Origin of the sequence: Algimonas ampicilliniresistens (assembly GCF_030159955.1) — a bacterium.
GTDB classification, from domain to species: Bacteria; Pseudomonadota; Alphaproteobacteria; order Caulobacterales; family Maricaulaceae; genus Litorimonas; species Litorimonas ampicilliniresistens.
Genome location: NZ_BSNK01000001.1, coordinates 1,536,492 through 1,556,810 on the forward strand (window position 1 = coordinate 1,536,492; position 20,319 = coordinate 1,556,810).

Consider the following 20,319-nt stretch of genomic DNA (forward strand, 5'->3'; position numbering starts at 1 on the left):
CCTTATAATGACCGGGTAATGGAAATCAGGCTGCCCAAATGCAAGCGTTTCGTCCCGCAAACGGCGAAAATTGCTGTTATTTGCCGTGTTTAGCCCTGTCACGACCCCGAGTTCGGCGAGAGAGCAGGAATATTACCAGCAAACCAATCGCTGCGACGGCCAGCCAGAGACTAACTTGTCGCCCCTGTGCCGAAGAAATCAGTTCTGATGCGACAATCGCGGTTAGGATGATTTTTGGGATGATTCCGAAAGCCGTTCCCAACAGAAATCCCGACCGACTAACGCCGAAAAGCCCGGCCGCCGCATTGACGATGATCGCTGGTCCTGTGGGAATTAGGCGGACAATGAATCCGGATTGAAAACTGTTGCGTCGGAACAGGCTCCGTAGGCTGTCGAGACGTTTCCCGGTTAGACGCCCCCGCAGTCTTCCTTCCAATGAGCGCGCAAACAAGACATGGGCCGTTGTTGCGACCATGGTCGCCAACCACGCAATTCCGGTTCCCTCAACCAGGCCGAATGCGGCAATTGCAGCCGCAATCAACAACCATTGAGGTACAAAGAACATTGAACCAATCAGAAAAACACCGATGGCGATCAGGACAGCAAAGGGGCTCCCTGAATAGGTTCCCATCACATCGACCCCAGCCGTGACTTGATCTTGGAACAGCAAGACACCCACAATCGCGACGAGGCTCAGGCCAACCATCAACAGAATATCGCGACTAAAAAAACTCATAAAGATCGGGCGAAAGCGTCCTTCTGGCTATTTGTCGTCAGTTGTGGCCAGTCACCACACTGATTGCGGAACCAAGTCGATTGTCGTTTGGCGAGCCGCCGCGTATCGCGCTTGGCAATCTCGACCGCCTTTTCCAAGTCACAGTCTCCGTCCAGATATGACAGCAAATGCGACAAGCCGATCGCTTTAAGCATGGGTCGGCGCGCCGGGTATGATGTGTCATGCACAGCCCGTGCCTCTTCCAACCCACCCTGAGATACCATCAAGTCGAAGCGACGGTTGATACGTTGGTAAAGCTCTGCTCGGTCTGGCAGCAGAACCGCTCGGCGCACATAACGTTGAGGGATGACGGGTCGAGTCTGTTGCTGCCAGTCAGACAAAGCCCGTCCAGACGCACGGTAAACCCCGACAATACGCCCTAGACGCTGTGGGTCATCACCCAGAACGCGCGCAGATGCGACCGGGTCAACGGCTTCCGCCGTCGCCCTAAGTGCCTCGACTGGCATCTCATCGACCACAGCCTGAATATCGGCTGGAATGGCTGGAATATCTGCCAATCCCACCAATAAAGCCTTGAAATAAAGGCCAGTACCTCCGACCAAAACGGGTGCTTTCCCTCGTGCCAGAACATCCAAGATGACGGGTACAACTTCGCGAAGCCAGGCCCCCGTTGAATAGGCGACACCCCCGCTTATGTGACCAAAGAGATGGTGTGGAATGCCGGCCATCTCGGCCTCGCTCGGACGCGCGGAGAGGATGCGTAAATCCCCATAGACTTGCAGGGCATCAGCATTGACAATTTCACCGTCCACGCTTTTGGCCACTTCAATGGCATAGGCCGACTTGCCGCTGGCCGTAGGGCCTGCGATACACACAACCTCAGGCATTTCTCTCAGCACATCATCGAGCACATTCATGACCGCGTCCCTAGACCAGATCGCCACGCTTGTCCTGCCAAGTGAGGACGGCGCTGCACTTGCTGACGGCGCGCGCGCGCTGGGTTTGCGTGACGCGAAGACACTGTCCTCAGACCTAGCCATTGAAGGCATTATTGAGGCGAAGACCAGCGCAGACGCCAGAGCGATTCTCGCCGCAGCAAATGTTACAGGGGATGTTTGCGTTCAGCCTCAGGCGGACCGACGTAAAACCGTTTTAGTCTGCGACATGGATAGTACGCTGATCGGTCAGGAATGTATCGACGAACTCGCCGACTTTGCGGGCGTGAAGGCGCGTGTTTCTGAGATCACCGAACGGGCGATGCGAGGCGAAATCGGTTTTGAAGGCGCCTTAGAAGAACGCGTTAGCCTTCTCGAAGGACTGCCTGTCTCGACCTTGCAGCGCTGTTTCGAAGACCGAATCCGATTAAACGCTGGCGCACGAACGCTGGCTCAAACCATGCACGCAAACGGCGCAAAAACCCTGATTGTTTCGGGAGGCTTCACCTTCTTTACGGAACGGGTCGCACAAGCTTGCGGTTTTGCAGACCATCAAGCGAATACTCTGATTGAAACGAACGACCGTTTGACGGGCAAGGTTGGCTATCCAATCCTTGGACGCGAAGCGAAATTAGAGGCCCTACGCAACGCTTGCAACGGTGAACCCTCGCGCGCCTTAGCCATCGGAGACGGGGCGAATGACCTCGCCATGATCGAAGCGGCAGGGCTAGGTCTCGCTTACTATGCCAAGCCTGCTGTTGCGGCGGCGTCACACAGCGCCATTACCTGCACAGATTTACGCACAGCCTTGTATTTTCAAGGTTATTCTGACGACGAAATCGTCGAAGACTAACCCGTCAAAGCGTAAAAAATATAGTTGCCGCCACGGTTGATGAGGAGCGTTACAGGCTCATTATCTTCCAGTGCCGTCTGCATCGCCTCTTCAAATTCAGCCGGTGTTTTCACCGCTTCGAACGCGACTTCTTCGATGATGTCCCCTTTGAGGATCTTGCCAGACGCGCGGGACCGTTTTCCAACCTCAACGACGCGCACGCCGGTCACATCAGGAGCAATCCGGTTTGCGCGGCGGACATCTTCGCTCAGAGCTTCGACGGACAGGCCACCAATAGTTCGCTCGGCATTACCGGCTTCGACTTCAAGACGAATTTTTTCTTCGGACGACACGTCTTCTTCCAACCGCTCGACCCGAACGGTGGTCGTCTGACGTTTGCGCTTACGGATATATTCGACTTCAACATCGCTGTTGATCGGAGCTTCTGCCACCGCTCGGAACATCACCCGCGTATCATCAATATCGCGGTCACCGATGCGGACGATCAAGTCGCCCTTCTGCAAACCTGCTTTGGCGGCGGGGCTGTCATCAACCACCGTCCGAATAATGGCGCCCTGAGCACTCCGCAGACCATAAGCACGCGCCAAGTCGGCACTGACCTTCTGCGTTCGAACTCCGAGATAACCCCGGCGCGTTTCGCCAAACTCGATCAGTTGCGTCGACACGCTAGCCGCCAGATCACTGGGAACAGAAAAGCTGAGACCGATTGAATATCCGGTCGGTGAGATAATCGCCGTATTCACGCCGATCACTTCCCCATCCATATTGAACAGAGGTCCACCTGAGTTGCCTTGGTTGATCGCCACATCAGTTTGGATAAAATCATCATAGTTCCCGGCCGAAATGTCGCGGTTACGGGCTGAGATGATCCCTGCCGTGACTGTGCCGGAATAGCCGAGTGGGTTACCAATCGCGATCACCCATTCCCCCACTTCGGCTGCATCCGAATCTCCAAACGACACGAAGGGTTGCCCGTCTGGAGCTTCGATTCTGAGAACAGCGATGTCTGTCGCGGGATCACGGCCGATCAACTCCGCTTCGAATGTATCGCCATTCGGGAATGTCACTTCGATCACATCAGCCCCGTCGATGACGTGGTTGTTGGTCACAATGTGACCATCCGTGTCGATGACAAAACCGGAACCGAGAGATTTGGACACGCGTCCATCACGACCAGGCCGATTGCCGAAAAAATCGTTGAAACGCTCTAACGGAGAGCCTTCTGGGAAGGTCGGCACCGTCTCTTCGCTGAACTCAACGGTTTGCGCCGTCGAGATATTCACAACAGCGGGCGAAAGACGTTTGGTGAGTTCGACGAAATTGTCTGGCACCGGGCGGGCGTTCGCCAAGGCGAGTGGAGCCAGAGACAGAGTTAAACCGAGACAGATAGAACGAAACATGCGTTGATAGTGAGGCAATATACAGGATTTGCCAAGTCGGCGAACCCGCTAAGCTGATGACGTTTCAGTCAGATAAGCTACGCATGCAGGCGGATACCGACGAAAATCATCAAGAGTCCCAGCGCTGTGCAGAGCAAGCCGAGTTTCGAGAGCGTTGGCGCGTCGAATACCGACATCGCCTCCTCATAAGCCCGACGCATCGCGTCGGGCGCAATCGCCCAGCCTATGCCCTCGACGGCAAGTGCGCCGCCAAGAACAAGAAGCAGGACCGTTCCCCAGCCCATTGGCAGCGCCTATCGGCGTCCGCCCTGCTGATCATCAAGATAGCCCAAGAAATCGGAGTCCGGTGACAAGACGTAAGTCGTGTTATTACCCAGACCCTTTTTATAGGCATCCATTGAGCGGTAGAAGGCGAAGAATTCTGGATCCTTCGTGTAAGCAGCCGCGTAGATTGCGTTGCGCTCTTTATCGCCCTCACCGCGGATAATCTCGGCTTGGCGTTGAGCTTCGGCGCGAATGACGCGGGCTTCTTTCTGAGCGGTCGCGCGAATTTCCTGCGCACGCTCTTCACCTTCGGCGCGAAGCAGTGATGCTTCGAGATTACGCTGTGAGACCATCCGTTTGAACACGCGGTCGTAGTTTTCGCGCGGCAGATCAGCCCGTTTGATCCGAACATCGATAATGTCGATACCTAGATCTTCGGCCTCTGCGACACCGTCAGCGACAGACTGAATTTCTGCCATCAACTCACTCCGGCGACCTGAAATAATCTCAGGCGTGTCGACGCGACCAAGGACATCCCGAAGTGTCGAATCAAAGATGGCTTGCAACTGATCCTGAGCGCCACGTTCATTCCGCAGCTTCTCATAAAAACGAATAGCATTGGTGATGCGGTAGCGAACGAACGCATCCACGATGAGGCGCTCTTGATCAGCGGCTAAAAGTTCAACCGGACGCAGATCAACTTCGAGGTTGCGGCGTGACAGATAAACGACATTCTCAATGAACGGCGTTTTCATTTTAAGACCCGCATTGGGTTCTGAACCCCACGGATTTTCTACGCGTTTCGCTTCACCGAATTGGAAGACGATAGCCTGTTCATGCTCTTCAACTGTGAAGAGTGACGCAAAAATAGCTAGAATGGCAAGCCCACCGAGAACGGCGAGCATAACGAGACGAGGGTTTTTCATTACTGACCTCCACGCGGGCGATTAGCGCCAAGTTTGTCGAGCGGCAGATACGGCACCACACCCGAGTCATTACTATCGAGAATAATCTTCTCGGCAGGTGCGTAGACCTCCTCGATCGTTTCCAGATACATACGTTGACGTGTCACAACCGGGGCCTGACGATATTCTTCATAAATCAGATTGAAGCGTTCCGCTTCACCCTTGGCTTCAGCGATCACACTGTCGCGATAACCTTCGGCCTGCTGCAAAATTTCGGATGCATCACCGCGCGCACGCGGGACAACATCATTCTGGACGGCGGTCGCTTGGTTGATTGTCGTTTCCCGTTCTTGGGCCGCATCGACCACGTCGCGGAACGCATCCACAACATTACCCTGATCCGGTGCATCAGCCTTTTGTAGCTGAACTTCAACGACCCGGACGCCGGCTTTATACTCATTAAGCACGTCCTGCATCAAATCGCGGACAGATGTCGTGATCGCCAGTCGATCGGTCGTGATGATGCCTTCCAGCTCATTGCGACCGATCACTTCACGCATTGCGCTTTCTGCGACGGCACGAACGGCTTCCGCTGGATCATCGACTTCGAAGTAATAGTCGGCCAGATCACTGATCCGCCACAGCACCGTGAAGTCGATATCAACGATATTTTCGTCGCCGGTCAACATCAGAGATGACGCATCATTCCCGCCAATCGCATCCTTACGGATGATTTCTGTTTCTTGCTTATAGGTTGTCTCAATTGGGCTCGGCAGCTTGAACTTAAGGCCGGGGCCTTCGGTTCGAACATAGTCGCCGAAGCGCAGCACGAGGGCGCGTTCCGTTTGATCAACTGTGTAAACGGAGGTTGAGATCAGTAAGACTGCACCGATTACGGCGGCGATCCCAAGCGGTCCGAATGGACCGATGCTGAAATTGGGGGCTCCGCCACCGCCGCCGCCCTTATTGGGACGACGGGGACCGCCGGAGCGGACACGCGTCTTGAAGCCTTCGATGACATTATCGAGATCGGGGGATCGATCTGGGCCACCTGTTGCACCGGGCTTTTTCCCGTTACCCCAAGGCGAGCCGCCCTTGTCGCCAGAGCCTTTAGGGCCCCAGGGAGAATTATTGTCTGGCATTCAAGTCTCCAATCGTTCCGCCTCTATGTGGCGAAGGCGGGTTAGGCTTTCAAGACTGATCGGCACGCAATCGACGGTCGAATTGGCGTGTAACGAAGTCATAGTCGTCACCTTTGCCAGCGGGATGGTCTGTTTCATCCCGGCAAAACCAGTCAGACGGGGCAAGATCCGGAAAATATGCGTCCCCATCAATGACCGCATCGACCTCGGTTTCATAAATCCGACCGATCCACGGCATGAGAGCACGATAAATCTGAGCGCCGCCGATAATCATGACTTCCTCGACGCCTGATCCCCCCGCCAGTTCAGCACCTCGTGCGACCATTTCTCGCATGTCAGTGAAGACCTCAGCACCGTCCGCTTTAAAAGTCACATCGCGGGTCAGAACGAGATTAGGTCGACCCGGCAGGGGTTTGGGCAGACTATTCCAAGTCTTTCTGCCCATCAGGCAAGGTTTGCCCAGCGTGATTCGTTTGAAATGCTGTAAGTCAGACCGCAAACGCCACGGCAGGTCACCGTCACGCCCGATGACGCGATTGGACGACCGCGCCACAATGGCGGCCAAGATTGGCGCGTCGAATATGGGCAATTTCGGATCAATCATTTGCGGTGGGTTACAGACCGCTTTCGCCGACGTATAGAGCGAGCATGTCGACTTACGCTGCCAAAGAGCCATTTTCTACACCTGTACGCGCGGTGATCGTGACCGTTGTTTATGTGCTGTTGATTCCATTCATCAATTGGAGCTTCACTTGGGCACCGATGGTCGAGTTGCCGGGGCTCGGCTGGATGTTCAATCCGGTGACGATTGTGACGGGCCTGGTTCTAGTCGCGCGTGACTTTGCCCAGCGCGAAATCGGGCATTGGGTGTTGTTAGCGATGGCAGTCGCGCTCGGTCTGACTTGGGCAACCTCTGGCGGCGAGTTAGCGCTCGCGTCTGGTGTCGCGTTCGCCGTATCCGAACTGGTCGACTGGGCTGTGTTCACCTTCACGAAGCTAAAACTGTCCACGCGCGTTTTATTGTCTTCGGCCTTAGCCGCCCCCGTCGATACATCGGTCTTTCTACTCGGCGCAGAAGCGATCCGCCCCGGCATGTTCACCTTACCCAACATATCGATGAGTATCATCGGTAAGATGGTCGGCGCGCTGGTGATCTGGTGGTTGATCCGAAAAACGATGGAGCAGAATGTCGAGGGCGCCACAGCGTGACGCGTCCCCTAATCCTCGACGTCGATGGCACACTCCTAAAAAGTGACCTTACCCATGAAATGATCTTGGAGGCGATCAAACGCGATCCGCTTAAGACGGTCCATTATGCCCGCCTCGGTGCGCGTTCCAAACCGGCGATGAAACAGGAAATGGTCGCCCGGATCGGTCAGGTTTTAGATACGGATGTCGTGCCGTTAGAGCCAAAAATCGTCGCCCTCGCTGAACAAGCCATCGCTGATGGGCGCGACGTCTATCTCTGCTCTGGCACAGAGGAATCGCTCGTCAAACGCTTGGCTGAACGGCTCGACTTCGTGACTGATGCTTTCGGCACATCACCGACTTACAATATGACGTCAGAGAATAAGGCGAGCTTTTTGCGTGAGCGCTTCCCGGATGGCTTCGACTATGCCGGCAATAGTACGCAAGACTTTGCGGTCTGGGAGGTGGCGCAGAGTGGCTACGCTATTCGCCCGCCCAAGAGGACAGCGAAGACTCGGACAGCGGCGGGTGAAGACGTCGTGATATTAGAAGACCGGACATCGACTTTCGGCGCACTGCTAGAAGGCATGCGGCCCAGCCGGTGGTGGTATCCGCTCCCCGTCCTAGTCCTCGTCTATGTCGCCGTTTTGCGCGGAATGGCCGACAATATCTGGCTCCCGATCTGGGCGTCGCTGATGTGGGTGCTAGTCGTGGCGGCTTTGTCGTTGATGGATGATCTGCGCGATATTCATCAGGATCGACGCGACGGGTTTTTGGCAAGGCCGATTGCCGCGGGTGAATTGTCCGTTCCGAAAGCCGTGATCGCACTTGTCCTGCTTATGATTGGCGCCGCGTTTATCTCCCTCGCCGTCCTGCCGCCGTGGATGTTCCCTGTGCTGCTCGTCGTTCTTTATGTCGGCTCTGCCGTGACCCGGTTGAAATTCGATCTACCGCGAAGCTTGCTCACCCGGCTGGCCATCGCGCTGGCAACCCTGCCCTATATCCCTCTCGCGTTAGGCGTTTAATGTCCGAAATTCCGCCCTGCCCCGAATGCGGCTCAAACTATGTCTATGAAGACGGACCCCTGCTGATCTGCCCGGAGTGCGCCCATGAATGGGCCGCCGCCGACAGCGCGGAGAAAGTCTATCGCGACGCCAATGGCAATGTACTGAAAGACGGCGACATGGTCACACTGATCAAAGACCTGAAGGTCAAAGGCACGAGCAAGACGGTGAAGGTCGGGACAAAGGTCCGCATCAACCGCTTGGTCGACGAGGATCACGACATCGACTGTAAGATCGACGGGATTGGCGCGATGAAGCTGAAAACGGAGTTTGTTAAAAAGGCGTGACGTGGAAATTGATCCAGTGGATCAATTTGCCGTCGCGTCGCGAAGCGCGGGGCTCATCCCGCACGGAGACCGACTAAGCTCTAAACCGCGACCTTCCCCGCGATATGCGGATGCGCTTTATACCCGACCAGTTTCACATCGGCGTAAGTGAAGTCTTCAATTTCACTCACCTCCGGGTTCAACTCCAACGTCGGCAATGCCATCGGCTCCCGCGTTAGCTGTTCGCGCACTTGGTCGAAATGATTGTGATAGATGTGCGCGTCGCCGAATGTGTGGACGAAATCGCCGACCTCCAGATCGCAAACCTGCGCGACCATGTGGGTCAGCAGGGCATAGCTGGCGATATTGAACGGGACACCGAGGAATATGTCGGCACTGCGCTGATAGAGCTGACAGCTTAGTTTTCCATCTGCGACAAAGAACTGGAACAGGCAGTGGCACGGAGGCAGCGCCATGTCCTCAACATCCGCCGGGTTCCACGCACTAATGATGTGACGGCGTGAAGTGGGGTTGGCTTTGATGTTCTCAATCACCTGTTTGAGCTGATCGATGACCGTGCCGTCCGGTCCTTCCCAACGGCGCCATTGTTTGCCGTAGACCGGGCCGAGATCGCCGTCTTCATCCGCCCAGGCGTCCCAAATCTTGACGCCATTTTCCTGCAGATACTTGATGTTAGTGTCGCCCGCGATGAACCAGAGAAGCTCATGCACGATGCTTTTGCGGTGCAGCTTCTTGGTCGTGACCATCGGGAAGCCGTCAGCCAGGTCAAAGCGCATCTGATGCCCAAACACGCCGCGCGTGCCGGTACCGGTCCGGTCCATCCGGTCCGTGCCGGTCTCCATCACATGGGAAAGCAGATCGAGATATTGGCGCATGGGTGAGCCCTAACCGATTCCATGCGCGGGCCCAACCATCACGCGTAACGGTCCACAGATGCCCCCTCGGCATAAGCCAAAGTGTTAGTCGCGATTAAACAGGCTAATCGCGCTCACTGTCATGGCTTCCGTACCTGCCGTGATCGAAGGCTCTGGCGCGATCTTGAAGAAAGGCGAGTGGTGCGACGCCGCAGTCGAGAGCTCATCCATCGGTGTTCCGCCGACTGACAGATAGACTCCTGTCACTTCATGTTCGGGGGCGATAAATTCGGCAAAGTCCTCTGCACCCATGCCCAAGCGGACGGGATCGACAATACTGTCTGCGCCCATATTCTCGATTATTTGGCTCTCTAGAAACGTCGCCGTTTCCGTATCATTTCTTAGTGGCGCCGTGTTGCGCGACAGGCGCGTGACGATCGGCAGCAAGTCTTCGGGAACGCCATATGCAATCGCGGTCCCTCTTGCGACACGGTCGATGGAATCGAGCAAGGTTGCGCGGACCTCTGGATCGTCTGAACGAACGGTCAGTTTCAATTCAACCTTGTCGCCGATAATATTATTCTTCGTCCCGCCGTGGAATGATCCAACTGTGATCACGCCTGGCTGCAGCGGACTAATCGACCGACTGACGATACTTTGCAGGTTTACGACAATCGCACTGGCAACCAGAACGGGATCAACGCCCTGATGCGGTGCAGCCCCATGTGTACCAACGCCGCGCACGTCGACATCGACACTATCAGAGCTGGAATAGGCTAGTCCTTTTGGAACCATGATCTTACCCGCGGGACCCGTGGCACCGACATGGAAGCCAATAATATAGTCAGGCGTAGGGAACCGTTCGTACAACCCGTCCTGAATCATGGCGCGTGCGCCCGAAATGATCTCTTCCGCTGGTTGACCGATCAGGACCAGCGTGCCGGCCCAGTTGTCTTTCAGTCTGACCATTTGCCGGCCCGTGCCGATCAGCGACGTGACATGAACGTCATGCCCACAAGCATGCATGACGTAGTTCTCAACTCCCTCGATACCAACTTGCTTCCGGGTCGAGGCATAAGGAAGCCCGCTATCTTCCTTGACCGGAAGCCCATCCATATCAGCCCGAATCATGACGGTTGGACCGTCCCCATTCTTCAAAACAGCCACGACGCCGGTTTGACCAACCTCGGTCGTGACATCGAAACCCAACGCAGTCAGTTCGGAAGCGATACGCTTTGACGTTTCGAATTCCCGGAAGGAAAGTTCTGGATTTTTATGAAAATGAACAAACAGCTCACTCAGGTTCGCATCGTAGTCAGCCTGAATATGATCGCTTAGGTCAGTCGGAATATCCGCCGATAAAGCGGGTGTAGCTGCGAATAAGAGCGCAGCGGCGAATATTGATCTCTTCATGATGTCCCCTTGTTTGCATCCTTATGGCCTGTCCGACGCCATCTGAGCAACGCCAAAGGTTAACCCGCCTGCCTGTGGATATTTACCTCTACTAACTTCTGTTAACCACGTGATTTAACAAGACATTTACCCTGTCGCCCCAGCTCTGATCCCAATCGAGACACAAACATTCTTTTTCAGGATCTCACATGAGCCATTTGCGCGTCGTTGCCGACAACACTCAAGACACGGATGAACGCGAGACCGCCGCCGACGCCCCGGTCGCGGCCGATCTGCCGCTCAACCAGATCCTTCAGGGCGATTGCGTGGACCTGATGAACAGCCTGCCGGAGAGCTCCGTCGATCTGATCTTTGCGGATCCACCTTATAATCTACAGCTCGGCGGTGATCTGTCCCGACCTGACAATTCAACCGTCAACGGCGTGACGGAGGCTTGGGACCAATATGACACGATGGACGCCTATGATTTGTTCACCCATGACTGGCTGCAGGCGGCCCGTCGCGTCCTAAAACCGAATGGCTCTATCTGGGTGATGGGTAGCTATCACAATATCTTCCGCGTCGGGACTGTGCTGCAAGATCAGAAGTTCTGGATCCAAAACGACATTATCTGGCGTAAGACCAACCCGATGCCGAACTTTCGCGGCACGCGTTTCACCAACGCGCATGAAACCATGATTTGGGCGACCAAGTCAGAAGATTCCCGTCCGACTTTCCATTATGACGCCATGAAAATGATGAATGATGGTGTGCAAATGCGGTCTGACTGGACGCTCCCGATCTGCACAGGTCACGAACGTCTAAAAACCGAGGCGGGCAGCAAAGCACATCCGACACAGAAACCCGAAAGCCTGCTGCACCGCGTTATCCTATCGACGTCCAATCCAGGCGATGTCGTCCTTGATCCATTCTTCGGGACCGGCACAACTGGCGCGGTCGCTAAGAAACTGGGTCGTCATTACATTGGGTTTGAGCGCGAACATGATTATATCGCTCACGCGCGCAAGCGTATCGCCAAAGTCCGGCCTGCCGGGACTGAAGCCATCAAAATCACACGGTCTAAGCGGTCTGAACCGCGCGTGCCGTTCGCACATCTGGTCGAACGTGGCCTGATCGACATCGGCACGAAACTCTTCTCTGCCAAAGGCAAACTGTCCGCACGCGTCCGGGCCGATGGATCACTCGCCGCAGAAGACGGATTCCAAGGCTCGATCCACAAGGTCGGGGCGCACCTTACCGACGCCCCGTCCTGTAATGGCTGGACTTTCTGGCACTTTATGGGGTCGGACGGCCTGACCTCGATCGATACGATCCGCACAGAGATCAGAGCGGAAATGGCGAAAGCCTAAACATGGCCTAGGTCTGGGGCAGGTTCGCCTTCCCCAGCACTTTCTTGAATAAGCTCGGCAAGGCTTCGTTTTCGAAGTCTCCAATGTCGACCCATCGACCCTCTAAATCTAGAGGGTCTGCGATCTGCGCCGTATGCACGGACAGACGAAGTTCGAAATGGGTAAAGACATGGCGGACGTCAGTCGCTGATCTGATCCAATCCGCTGAGACAGGCCATTCCAGCGGCGGCATATCATCTGCCCATGCCGATGTCGGCACTTCCATCATTCCGCCTAAAAGCCCCGCCTCATCGCGGCGACGTAGCCAGACAGCGCCGTCTCGAACTAAGACAAAAGCATGGCCGTGACGTACCGGCCTTTCCTTTTTGGGAGACTTCTTGGGAAAGTCCGTCATATCCCCGACTCGATGCGCCTGACACCAATGCGCCCACGGACATGTCTCACATGCGGGCGTCCGGGGAGTGCAGACCGTCGCCCCCACATCCATAACCGCCTGGCCATAATCGCCGGGACGCTCCGGATCCGCCAAAGTGGCGGCCAACTTACGGATGATCGCCTTTGCTTTAGGCAGCGGCGCTTCGACGCGGTGTAAGCGAGAGATAACCCGCTCGACATTACCATCGACGATACTTGTCGGCTCATTAAAGCAAATCGCGGCTATGGTGGAGGCGGTGTAGTCGCCAACCCCCGGCAACTTCAGCAGCTCTGACTTCGTTTCTGGAAACTCTCCTCCATAGGCCTCAGTCACAAGAATCGCGCATTTATGCAGATTTCGCGCCCGCGCATAATAGCCCAGCCCGGCCCAATGGGTCAGCACATCGTCAAGCGGAGCGGCGGCAAGATCCTGAACTGTCGGGTAAAGCTCTAAAAACTTGAACCAATAAGGCGTGCCGTGCGGGATCGTTGTCTGCTGCAACATGATCTCAGAGAGCCAGACAGCATAGGGGTTTGGGCTCAGGCCCTGCGCGCGATCTTCAGGCCGAACCCTCCACGGTAATGTGCGACCTTGCTGATCATACCAAGCCAGCAGGGCGGCGCGCATTTCGGTAATTTGAGGATCAGTCCACATTATGCGCGCAGACCTGTGCGCTTTACGCGCGCCGCGCAATGGTCGATGGTCAGACTGTGACACACCGTCCTCTCACTCCATCCGAACGCGCCAAAGTCGAGCGTTATTTAGAGAGCCAGCGCGCGCGACCCCAAGCGCGCCCCCTCCCCAGTGCCAGCATGGCTGTGAACCGGGTTCTTCGACCACTGGCCGGCAAACGCACAAAACGCGGCAGCTCTGCGCTGGCCCTGTCAGACGCTTGGCCGGAAATCATGGGTCCGCGCTGGTCAAAGATCAGCGCGCCTGTCCGATTTCGCGCGACGAAGGATGGCCGAACACTCGTCATCAGTGCGCCCGGGCCCGCGGCCTCTCTCATTCTCGCGGCCTCCGGTCCGATTATAGAAAGATTGAATGCGCATCTCGGTGCCGGACAAGTATCGCGCATCCAAGTTGTTCAGGCTGCAGCGAAGACTAGGACCGAAGCTGACTCGAAACCTAAACGCGGTCTAACCCCGTCAGAAGAAGCGTCACTGCGAGAAGGCCTTACGCAAGTGGGTAATGACCGTCTAAAGACGGCCTTAGAGCGGCTTGGCCGCGAAGTTATCAGGAACCAAACATGATCCGCGTCACACTTCTTGCTCTGACCCTTTTGGCCGCAACACCGGCTCTGGCCCAAGATAGGACTACGGCGCTCAATTCGACACCGGCCTACATGCTATCAGAGGCGCCAACCGATCACACAATGGGCAGCGTTGACGCGCCAGACACACTCATTCTCTATGCATCGAATGTCTGTCCACATTGTGGGACTTGGTTCGCGAATGATTGGCCTGTCGTAAAGTCTGAGCTGGTCGATACTGGTAAGCTCCGTCTCGTCTTCCGTCCTCTGCCCAGCGCGCCAATCAATCTGTCGATCACAGGATTTATCATGGCCGAATGTGCGCCAGCTGAGACCTATATGACTGTCATTGAAGATCAGTTTGCACGTCAATCCACAATTTTGAGCGCTCAAGACGGCGCGATCATCAAGGCGCAATATGACGCCATCGCCAAGGTTGCCGGTCTAGAAGACGAGACTGCAATCGCTGAGTGTCTGGCTAATGAGGGCCATTTCGATACGCTCCAGACGTCGGCTAACCGCGCGGGCGCAGCCGGGATCACCGGAATTCCCTCTTTCATCTTCAACGGCGAAGTCATGAGTGGTGACAATGATGCAGCCGCAATCATGCGCTGGGTCAACGAAAACTAGACCCTATCCACAACTGGCGCGCCCAGTCCCGGCATGGGACATAGCAAACGCATGGGCACACCTTGAACTCCACCAGCAATTCGGGATTGTCGACTATGGCCTCAGTGATTCGCACATCTTTCCTTATTGGAGCCGCTGCATTGTTTGCAGCCTGCAATAATTCAGATTCAGCCCCCAAGGCTGAGACCGGATCCGAGACAGCTGTGACGAATGGTGAACGGACAGCGTTCGAGCGGTCTGACGATCACGCCATCGGTAATCCGAATGCGACAGTGACAGTTGTTGAATATGCGTCCGTTTCGTGCGGCGCCTGCGCCAACTGGCACCAGACGGTCTACCCAGACTTCAAACAGAAATATGTCGACACGGGCAAAGTGCGCTACGTCTTCCGCGAGTTTCTAGCCGGACAACCTCAAATGGCGGATGCTGGGTTCATGATCGCGCTTTGTGCCGCGGATGAGAAGTACTTCCAAAATATCAAGCTACAGTTCGATCGTCAGGCGCAAATGTTTGAATTTGCCCAACGCGGTCAACTTCGCGATGCCTATATCAACCTCGCCAAGGCCTCTGGTCTGAGCGAAGACGGCTTTATCGAATGCATGAAGAATGAAGACCTGCGCGAACAATATATGGATCGTATGCAGGCGGGCGTCGATGCCGGTGTAACAGGGACACCGTCCTTCTTTATCAACGGCGAAAAACAGTCTGTCTTCACTTTGGAAACATTGGAAGCGGTCATCCTCCCGTTGCTCGGCGAAGACGTTCCCGTGGCTGAGGCTGTCGAAGAGACGCCAGCGGCAACTGAAGAGACAACCGAGTAATCTATGGGCTCGCTGGTCTTCGACAAGATCACGCTGACGGGCTTTAAGAGCTTTGTCGAGCCCACTGACTTCCTGATTGAGCCGGGCCTGACAGGTATTGTTGGGCCCAATGGTTGTGGCAAATCCAACCTGCTGGAAGCGATCCGCTGGGTCATGGGGGCCAATAGCGCCAAGGCCATGCGCGGCGCACAGATGGAAGACGTTATCTTCTCCGGAACTCGGCAACGTCCCGGACGCAACCAAGCGCATGTCACGCTCAGCATCAATAATAGTGCGCGTGTCGCGCCGGCCGCCTTTAACGACTCCGATCAACTCGAAGTCATGCGGGTCATTACCAAGGGCAAAGGCTCGACCTACAAAATCAATGGCAAAACGGTCCGCGCCAAGGATGTGCAACTGCTCTTCGCGGATGCCTCGACCGGAGCCAACTCCCCCGCTCTGGTCCGTCAAAACCAGATCAGCGAGCTAATTTCAGCTAAGCCTGCCAATCGGCGTCGGGTTTTGGAAGAAGCAGCTGGTATCTCCGGTCTCCATTCGCGGCGCCACGAGGCGGAACTCCGACTGCGGGCGGCGGAGAATAACCTCGAACGCTTGGACGACATTCTCACCCAAATCGAAAGCCAGCTCCTGTCTCTGCGCCGCCAGTCCCGGCAGGCCGCACGTTACAAACGGCTTGCAGGTGAAATCCATGAATATAGGGCGCTGCTTTGGCTGAAGCGCTGGGTCGCAGCGCTCGATACGCTGGCAGGGGCGCAAGACGCACTCAAAGCCTGTGAGGCCAATGTGCAAGACACGGCCCTAAAGGCAACGGAAGCGCAACGCCTCGCTGCCAACCTGTCCGGGGATCTCAAACCTAAACAAGAAGAACAACTGATCGCAGCGGCGGTGCTGGCACGATTAAGCGCGGCAAAGGAAGCCCTAGACGCCGACGAAAAAGCGGCCACGTCTGAGATTCGCAAGCTGGAAGCTCAAATTGAGCAGCTTGCCGCTGACATTGTCCGAGAAAGCGGCATCGTCGAGGATGCCCAAGCGGCCGAAGCCCGCCTTCAGATCGAATATGACAATCTCGCCTCTGTCGGTGACCAATCAGCCGCGCTTGATGCCGCGCAAGACGAAGCCGAAGTGGCGTTGCGCCTTCGCAACCAAATCGAAGCCGACATGAATGAGCTCACCGCACAGATCGCCGGACAAACCGCCCGCGCCGAAAGTGCCGCCCGTGAGTTGGAGCAAAGTGAGCGGCGATTGTCAGGACGAGCGCGCGAACTGGAAGAGGCCACGGCGAAGCTAGCCGCGATTTCATCGGATGACGGCACGTCCGCCAATTTGTTTGCAGCCTCATCCAAAGACGCACTCGACGCATTAGAAGCCGCAAAAGCAACGGAACGCCAAGCTGCTGCGGCTCGAAACGAAGCCGACGAAGCGGATCAGCAAGCCCGCGAAGCCCTTTCTGATACGAAATCAGCGCTCAGCGAACTGACATCCGAACGCGCCGCGCTAGAGCGCATTGTCAATCGCGGGTCCGGTAATCATGCCACAGCCCTGTCGCTTATCACTGTGCAAAAAGGGTACGAGACTGCTTTGGCCGCCGCTCTGGGGGAAGACCTGGATGCGGGTGTGGGCGGAGACGCCACCTTGCGCTGGACTGGCGCCTCTGAGAGCGACCAACCGCTACCTTCAGGCGCGACGCCGTTATCGCAGCTCGTGAGCGGGCCGTCCGAATTGACCGCGCGCCTCAGCCAGATTGGCGTGACGGACAGTGCAGCCGAACTCACAGCACAGCTAAAGCCCGGGCAGAGACTGGTCACACGGAATGGCCATGTTGTCCGGTGGGACGGTTTTGTCGTTGAGGCCGGAGCAGAAACTGCGGCGTCCATCAAACTCAAGCAACAGGGCCGTCTCAAAGAGATGGTCGCCGAGATTGAAGCAGCGGAATTGGCGGTCGCCAACGCTCAAACCACATTTGAAGCCGCACGCGCGCGTCGTAACACCGCCAAAGATATTGCCGCTGAGGCGCGAGCCGCGCTACCGGATCTTGAGCGCAAAGAACGGGCAGCCCAAGCGGCCGTCGCCCAATATGAGACCGATGTTGCGCGCGAAACCGCGCAGAAACGCTCTCTCGAAGAACGAATAGACCGGCTTCGGATCGAAATTGCAGAGCTCACCCAACAAAGAGACACCGCCAAAGCCGCCGTCGCAGGCTCAGATCAAGACGATACGTTAGTCCCAAAACGTGAAGCCTTGTCTGAACGGCTCTTTGACGCACGGTCTGACGCGGACGAAAAGAACACGACTTACCGATCGCTCCGCAACGCTATCGAAGCCCGCACGACCCGGCTCAAAGCTGTCGAGACAGAACGTGCCGATTGGGAACGTCGCCGCACCCAAGCCACAGACCGGGTCGCGACCTTGCAGGGACGTCACGACGCAACCGAAATCAACTATCACGCCGCAACCGAAGGCCCAGACAAGTTTGAAGACCGACGCAACAAGCTCTTTGCTGAACTCGCCGACGCCGAAAGTCGGCGCGACGCTGCTGCAGATGCGCTGTCGGGTATTGAGACCGCGTTACGGGACGCAGAACTCCACGCCCGCGATCTGGAACGGTTGGCTGGTGAAGCGCGCGAAGCCCGCGCCGGAGCTGAAGCTCGCCTAGTCGCCGCGAAAGAGCGGATCGGCGAGACTAAGGCACGGATCAATGAGACGCTGCAATGTCAGCCGTCTGAGCTGACCGAGCATCTTGGCAAGCTTTCGCCAGACGTCGGTTTGTCGGAAAACGACATTGAGCGGAAATTAGAGCGGCTTGCATCCGAACGCGAACGGCTTGGGAGCGTCAATCTTCGCGCGGATGAAGAAGCGGCGGAGCAGGAAGAGACGCTCAAAAACATGAAGACTGAGCGCGAAGATCTGATCGCGGCGATCGCTCGTCTTCGCGAGGGCATTGATGAACTCAACACAGAAGGCCGCCAGCGTTTGCTAGAAGCCTTCGATGTCGTGAACGGCCATTTCGCCAAATTGTTCGTCACGTTGTTCGGTGGTGGTGAGGCTTGGTTGTCCCTGACAGAGAGCGACGACCCACTGGAAGCCGGGCTTGAAGTCTTCGCCCGCCCGCCGGGCAAGACGCTTAAACCGATGAGCCTGCTGTCAGGGGGTGAGCAAGCCCTCACGGCAACGGCGCTAATTTTCGCCGTCTTCCTGTCCAACCCAGCGCCCGTTTGCGTGCTCGACGAAGTCGATGCCCCGCTGGATGACTATAATGTAGGCCGTTATTGCGATGTGCTCGACGAGATGTCCCGCCTGACGAACACCAAGTTCATCGCCATCACGCACAATCCCGTCACGATGAGCCGTATGGACCGCCTGTTCGGCGTCACCATGGCCGAACAAGGCGTCTCGCAACTGCTTAGCGTCGAACTCGCTCGCGCCGAAGCTTTGGTTGCGGCTGAGTAAGCCGTCGCTCACCCTCTTGGCACTGATTCCATGTCTCATGAAATCAGGCTGATATTTGTTTCATTATCTTATTAGTTTCAATAACTTAGATGACTGACCCCACTGTTGACTTCGGGAGACCTGCTGATTAGGTTCCGCGCGCTTTCAAGGGGTCCCATCCGGGTGCTGTCTTTAAAGCAAAAACGCTTGGTTTTCATGCCGAAACAGAACGGACAGTCCGACATCTCCCCTCAGACCGACCTCGATGCATTCGAGGAGAAGCTTGCCGCCGCTACAGCGCGTCGCCAAGCGAAGGTCAAAAAGGATGATGGTGACGACAATTCCCTTCTCGGAATGGCTTGGCGATTGAGTACGGAGCTTTTGGTGTCCGTTATGGTTGGGATGCTCCTCGGTTGGGGTATCGACAAACTGTTCGGGATCGCACCAATTGGGCTCCTAATTGGGCTTGGGTTTGGCATTGCCACCGGGTTTGTGACGGTCTTTCGCACGGCAAATGCCATGGACGCGAAGACAGCGCACATCCCCAAAGGTGAAGCCCTTCCTGAATTGGATGATGAAGACTGAAGGAGCGGGACGTGGCTAGCGGACCCATGGAACAGTTTCAGATCGACCGTCAGGTTGATCTTTTCGAGATCGCCGGACAGACTGTGTCTTGGACGAACTCTGCCTTCTGGATGGTCGCATCCGTGTTGGCCATAATTGCGTTTTTTGTTCTGACGATGCGCGGCAAGCTCATCCCCGGACGGATGCAATCGCTTGGCGAGCTCTCATATGAATTCATCGCGGACATGGTTCGTGACACGGTTGGTCCTGAAGCGATGCGCTTCATGCCTTTCGTCTTTGCCCTGTTCTTCTTCATTCTGTTCGCCAATTTGATTGGCATGAACCCCTACGCCTTTACGACGACGTCACATCTCGCTGTGACTGCCGCGATGGCCATTTTTACGATCCTGATCGTCATGGTCGCAGGCATCTGGAAGAACGGCTTCAAGTGGTTTAAGATTTTTGCACCAGCTGGTCTGCCTTTGCCGATGTATGCCATCATTATCCCGATTGAGATTATCTCATTCCTATCCCGCCCTGTAACGCTGGCTGTACGGCTGTTCGCGAACATGGTTGCTGGACACGTAATGCTGAAACTCTTCGCAATTTTCGCGGCCTATCTCATCGCCAAAGGCGGCGTCACTGCGCTGGGCGCGATCTTGCCGATTGCCGGTACGATTGCAATTGTGGCACTCGAATTCCTTGTCGCAGCCCTTCAGGCTTTCGTTTTTGCGATCCTGACCTGTGTTTATCTCAACGACGTTTATCACGTCGAACACTAACGTTCTCAAGTAAACCCAAAGCTATCCAACTCTAGGAGA

The 20,319-nt window shown here is 56.0% G+C and carries 21 protein-coding genes; 11 read left to right on the plus strand and 10 right to left on the minus strand.

Annotated features, from left to right (window positions below; genetic code table 11):
* Positions 1-76: 76 nt before the first annotated feature.
* On the minus strand, positions 77-736 hold the full coding sequence (locus QQL54_RS07300; RefSeq protein ID WP_284389133.1) for a TVP38/TMEM64 family protein: 660 nt from the start codon (positions 734-736) through the stop codon (positions 77-79).
* On the minus strand, positions 733-1,653 hold the full coding sequence (gene miaA / locus QQL54_RS07305; RefSeq protein WP_284389135.1) for a tRNA (adenosine(37)-N6)-dimethylallyltransferase MiaA: 921 nt from the start codon (positions 1,651-1,653) through the stop codon (positions 733-735). The genes QQL54_RS07300 and miaA overlap by 4 nt, the downstream gene beginning before the upstream one ends.
* Between miaA and serB the strand changes: the two genes are divergently transcribed.
* The gene (gene serB, locus QQL54_RS07310; protein WP_284389137.1) at positions 1,652-2,524 is read left to right on the plus strand and encodes a phosphoserine phosphatase SerB; all 873 of its coding nucleotides are present in this window, start codon (positions 1,652-1,654) and stop codon (positions 2,522-2,524) included. The genes miaA and serB overlap by 2 nt on opposite strands.
* On the opposite strand, the gene QQL54_RS07315 is transcribed toward serB, so the two are convergent.
* The 5 genes from QQL54_RS07315 to QQL54_RS07335 all read right to left on the minus strand — a co-directional run bounded on the left by QQL54_RS07315 (position 2,521) and on the right by QQL54_RS07335 (position 6,911).
* The gene (locus QQL54_RS07315) at positions 2,521-3,924 is read right to left on the minus strand and encodes a Do family serine endopeptidase (RefSeq protein WP_284389138.1); all 1,404 of its coding nucleotides are present in this window, start codon (positions 3,922-3,924) and stop codon (positions 2,521-2,523) included. The genes serB and QQL54_RS07315 overlap by 4 nt on opposite strands.
* A gap of 77 nt (positions 3,925-4,001) precedes the next feature.
* A complete protein-coding gene (locus QQL54_RS07320) occupies positions 4,002-4,208 on the minus strand; it encodes a DUF2065 family protein (protein WP_284389140.1) in 207 nt (68 codons plus the stop codon).
* Between the two features lie 9 nt (positions 4,209-4,217).
* Positions 4,218-5,114 carry a protease modulator HflC gene (gene hflC / locus QQL54_RS07325; RefSeq protein WP_284389142.1) on the minus strand — a complete coding sequence of 299 codons (897 nt, stop codon included), beginning with the start codon at positions 5,112-5,114 and terminating at the stop codon, positions 4,218-4,220.
* Positions 5,114-6,235, minus strand: a complete 1,122-nt coding sequence (gene hflK, locus QQL54_RS07330; RefSeq protein WP_284389144.1) for an FtsH protease activity modulator HflK — start codon at positions 6,233-6,235, stop codon at positions 5,114-5,116. The genes hflC and hflK overlap by 1 nt, the downstream gene beginning before the upstream one ends.
* A 49-nt stretch (positions 6,236-6,284) precedes the next feature.
* Positions 6,285-6,911 carry a dihydrofolate reductase gene (locus QQL54_RS07335; protein WP_284389146.1) on the minus strand — a complete coding sequence of 209 codons (627 nt, stop codon included), beginning with the start codon at positions 6,909-6,911 and terminating at the stop codon, positions 6,285-6,287.
* On the opposite strand from QQL54_RS07335, the gene QQL54_RS07340 reads away from it, so the two are divergent.
* From QQL54_RS07340 to QQL54_RS07350, 3 genes are read left to right on the plus strand one after another with little or no spacing between them, the layout of a single operon-like run.
* The gene (locus QQL54_RS07340; protein ID WP_284389148.1) at positions 6,884-7,444 is read left to right on the plus strand and encodes a hypothetical protein; all 561 of its coding nucleotides are present in this window, start codon (positions 6,884-6,886) and stop codon (positions 7,442-7,444) included. The two genes, QQL54_RS07335 and QQL54_RS07340, sit on opposite strands and share 28 nt — an antisense overlap.
* Positions 7,441-8,448 carry a haloacid dehalogenase-like hydrolase gene (locus QQL54_RS07345; RefSeq protein WP_284389151.1) on the plus strand — a complete coding sequence of 336 codons (1,008 nt, stop codon included), beginning with the start codon at positions 7,441-7,443 and terminating at the stop codon, positions 8,446-8,448. The genes QQL54_RS07340 and QQL54_RS07345 overlap by 4 nt, the downstream gene beginning before the upstream one ends.
* A complete protein-coding gene (locus tag QQL54_RS07350) occupies positions 8,448-8,774 on the plus strand; it encodes a zinc ribbon domain-containing protein YjdM (RefSeq protein ID WP_284389153.1) in 327 nt (108 codons plus the stop codon). The genes QQL54_RS07345 and QQL54_RS07350 overlap by 1 nt, the downstream gene beginning before the upstream one ends.
* Before the next feature lie 80 nt (positions 8,775-8,854).
* On the opposite strand, the gene QQL54_RS07355 is transcribed toward QQL54_RS07350, so the two are convergent.
* Together QQL54_RS07355 and QQL54_RS07360 are read right to left on the minus strand one after the other, a co-directional pair.
* Entirely contained in the window at positions 8,855-9,649 is a 795-nt protein-coding gene (locus QQL54_RS07355) for a thymidylate synthase (protein ID WP_284389154.1), read from the minus strand.
* 84 nt (positions 9,650-9,733) lie between these two features.
* On the minus strand, positions 9,734-11,041 hold the full coding sequence (locus QQL54_RS07360; RefSeq protein WP_284389155.1) for a M20 metallopeptidase family protein: 1,308 nt from the start codon (positions 11,039-11,041) through the stop codon (positions 9,734-9,736).
* Positions 11,042-11,229: 188 nt separating this feature from the next.
* Here QQL54_RS07360 and QQL54_RS07365 point away from each other — a divergent pair, with 188 nt between their 5' ends.
* A complete protein-coding gene (locus tag QQL54_RS07365; RefSeq protein WP_284389157.1) occupies positions 11,230-12,390 on the plus strand; it encodes a site-specific DNA-methyltransferase in 1,161 nt (386 codons plus the stop codon).
* Between the two features lie 7 nt (positions 12,391-12,397).
* Here the strand turns inward: QQL54_RS07365 and mutY are convergent, their stop codons facing one another.
* Positions 12,398-13,459 carry an A/G-specific adenine glycosylase gene (gene mutY, locus QQL54_RS07370; protein ID WP_284389159.1) on the minus strand — a complete coding sequence of 354 codons (1,062 nt, stop codon included), beginning with the start codon at positions 13,457-13,459 and terminating at the stop codon, positions 12,398-12,400.
* 56 nt (positions 13,460-13,515) lie between these two features.
* Here mutY and QQL54_RS07375 point away from each other — a divergent pair, with 56 nt between their 5' ends.
* The 6 genes from QQL54_RS07375 (at position 13,516) to QQL54_RS07400 (ending at position 20,280) form a co-directional block, all read left to right on the plus strand.
* On the plus strand, positions 13,516-14,058 hold the full coding sequence (locus QQL54_RS07375) for a DciA family protein (protein ID WP_284389161.1): 543 nt from the start codon (positions 13,516-13,518) through the stop codon (positions 14,056-14,058).
* Positions 14,055-14,687 (plus strand): thioredoxin domain-containing protein, encoded by a 633-nt coding sequence (locus QQL54_RS07380; RefSeq protein ID WP_284389163.1) that lies wholly within the window; start codon positions 14,055-14,057, stop codon positions 14,685-14,687. The genes QQL54_RS07375 and QQL54_RS07380 overlap by 4 nt, the downstream gene beginning before the upstream one ends.
* Before the next feature lie 95 nt (positions 14,688-14,782).
* The gene (locus tag QQL54_RS07385) at positions 14,783-15,508 is read left to right on the plus strand and encodes a thioredoxin domain-containing protein (RefSeq protein ID WP_284389165.1); all 726 of its coding nucleotides are present in this window, start codon (positions 14,783-14,785) and stop codon (positions 15,506-15,508) included.
* Between the two features lie 3 nt (positions 15,509-15,511).
* Positions 15,512-18,955 (plus strand): chromosome segregation protein SMC, encoded by a 3,444-nt coding sequence (smc, locus tag QQL54_RS07390; RefSeq protein WP_284389167.1) that lies wholly within the window; start codon positions 15,512-15,514, stop codon positions 18,953-18,955.
* Positions 18,956-19,150: 195 nt separating this feature from the next.
* Positions 19,151-19,519 (plus strand): AtpZ/AtpI family protein, encoded by a 369-nt coding sequence (locus tag QQL54_RS07395; RefSeq protein WP_284389169.1) that lies wholly within the window; start codon positions 19,151-19,153, stop codon positions 19,517-19,519.
* Between the two features lie 11 nt (positions 19,520-19,530).
* A complete protein-coding gene (locus QQL54_RS07400; protein ID WP_284389171.1) occupies positions 19,531-20,280 on the plus strand; it encodes a F0F1 ATP synthase subunit A in 750 nt (249 codons plus the stop codon).
* Positions 20,281-20,319 lie beyond the last annotated feature (39 nt).

Excerpts from the sequence above, each read along its gene's own strand:
- QQL54_RS07300 (WP_284389133.1), bottom strand. The coding sequence starts at position 736 with ATGAGTTTTTTTAGTCGCGATATTCTGTTGATGGTTGGCCTGAGCCTC.
- serB (WP_284389137.1), top strand. The coding sequence starts at position 1,652 with ATGACCGCGTCCCTAGACCAGATCGCCACGCTTGTCCTGCCAAGTGAG.
- miaA (WP_284389135.1), bottom strand. The coding sequence starts at position 1,653 with ATGAATGTGCTCGATGATGTGCTGAGAGAAATGCCTGAGGTTGTGTGT.
- QQL54_RS07315 (WP_284389138.1), bottom strand. The coding sequence starts at position 3,924 with ATGTTTCGTTCTATCTGTCTCGGTTTAACTCTGTCTCTGGCTCCACTC.
- QQL54_RS07320 (WP_284389140.1), bottom strand. The coding sequence starts at position 4,208 with ATGGGCTGGGGAACGGTCCTGCTTCTTGTTCTTGGCGGCGCACTTGCC.
- hflC (WP_284389142.1), bottom strand. The coding sequence starts at position 5,114 with ATGAAAAACCCTCGTCTCGTTATGCTCGCCGTTCTCGGTGGGCTTGCC.
- hflK (WP_284389144.1), bottom strand. The coding sequence starts at position 6,235 with ATGCCAGACAATAATTCTCCCTGGGGCCCTAAAGGCTCTGGCGACAAG.
- QQL54_RS07340 (WP_284389148.1), top strand. The coding sequence starts at position 6,884 with ATGTCGACTTACGCTGCCAAAGAGCCATTTTCTACACCTGTACGCGCG.
- QQL54_RS07335 (WP_284389146.1), bottom strand. The coding sequence starts at position 6,911 with ATGGCTCTTTGGCAGCGTAAGTCGACATGCTCGCTCTATACGTCGGCG.
- QQL54_RS07350 (WP_284389153.1), top strand. The coding sequence starts at position 8,448 with ATGTCCGAAATTCCGCCCTGCCCCGAATGCGGCTCAAACTATGTCTAT.
- QQL54_RS07355 (WP_284389154.1), bottom strand. The coding sequence starts at position 9,649 with ATGCGCCAATATCTCGATCTGCTTTCCCATGTGATGGAGACCGGCACG.
- QQL54_RS07360 (WP_284389155.1), bottom strand. The coding sequence starts at position 11,041 with ATGAAGAGATCAATATTCGCCGCTGCGCTCTTATTCGCAGCTACACCC.
- QQL54_RS07365 (WP_284389157.1), top strand. The coding sequence starts at position 11,230 with ATGAGCCATTTGCGCGTCGTTGCCGACAACACTCAAGACACGGATGAA.
- mutY (WP_284389159.1), bottom strand. The coding sequence starts at position 13,459 with ATGTGGACTGATCCTCAAATTACCGAAATGCGCGCCGCCCTGCTGGCT.
- QQL54_RS07380 (WP_284389163.1), top strand. The coding sequence starts at position 14,055 with ATGATCCGCGTCACACTTCTTGCTCTGACCCTTTTGGCCGCAACACCG.
- QQL54_RS07385 (WP_284389165.1), top strand. The coding sequence starts at position 14,783 with ATGGCCTCAGTGATTCGCACATCTTTCCTTATTGGAGCCGCTGCATTG.
- smc (WP_284389167.1), top strand. The coding sequence starts at position 15,512 with ATGGGCTCGCTGGTCTTCGACAAGATCACGCTGACGGGCTTTAAGAGC.
- QQL54_RS07395 (WP_284389169.1), top strand. The coding sequence starts at position 19,151 with ATGCCGAAACAGAACGGACAGTCCGACATCTCCCCTCAGACCGACCTC.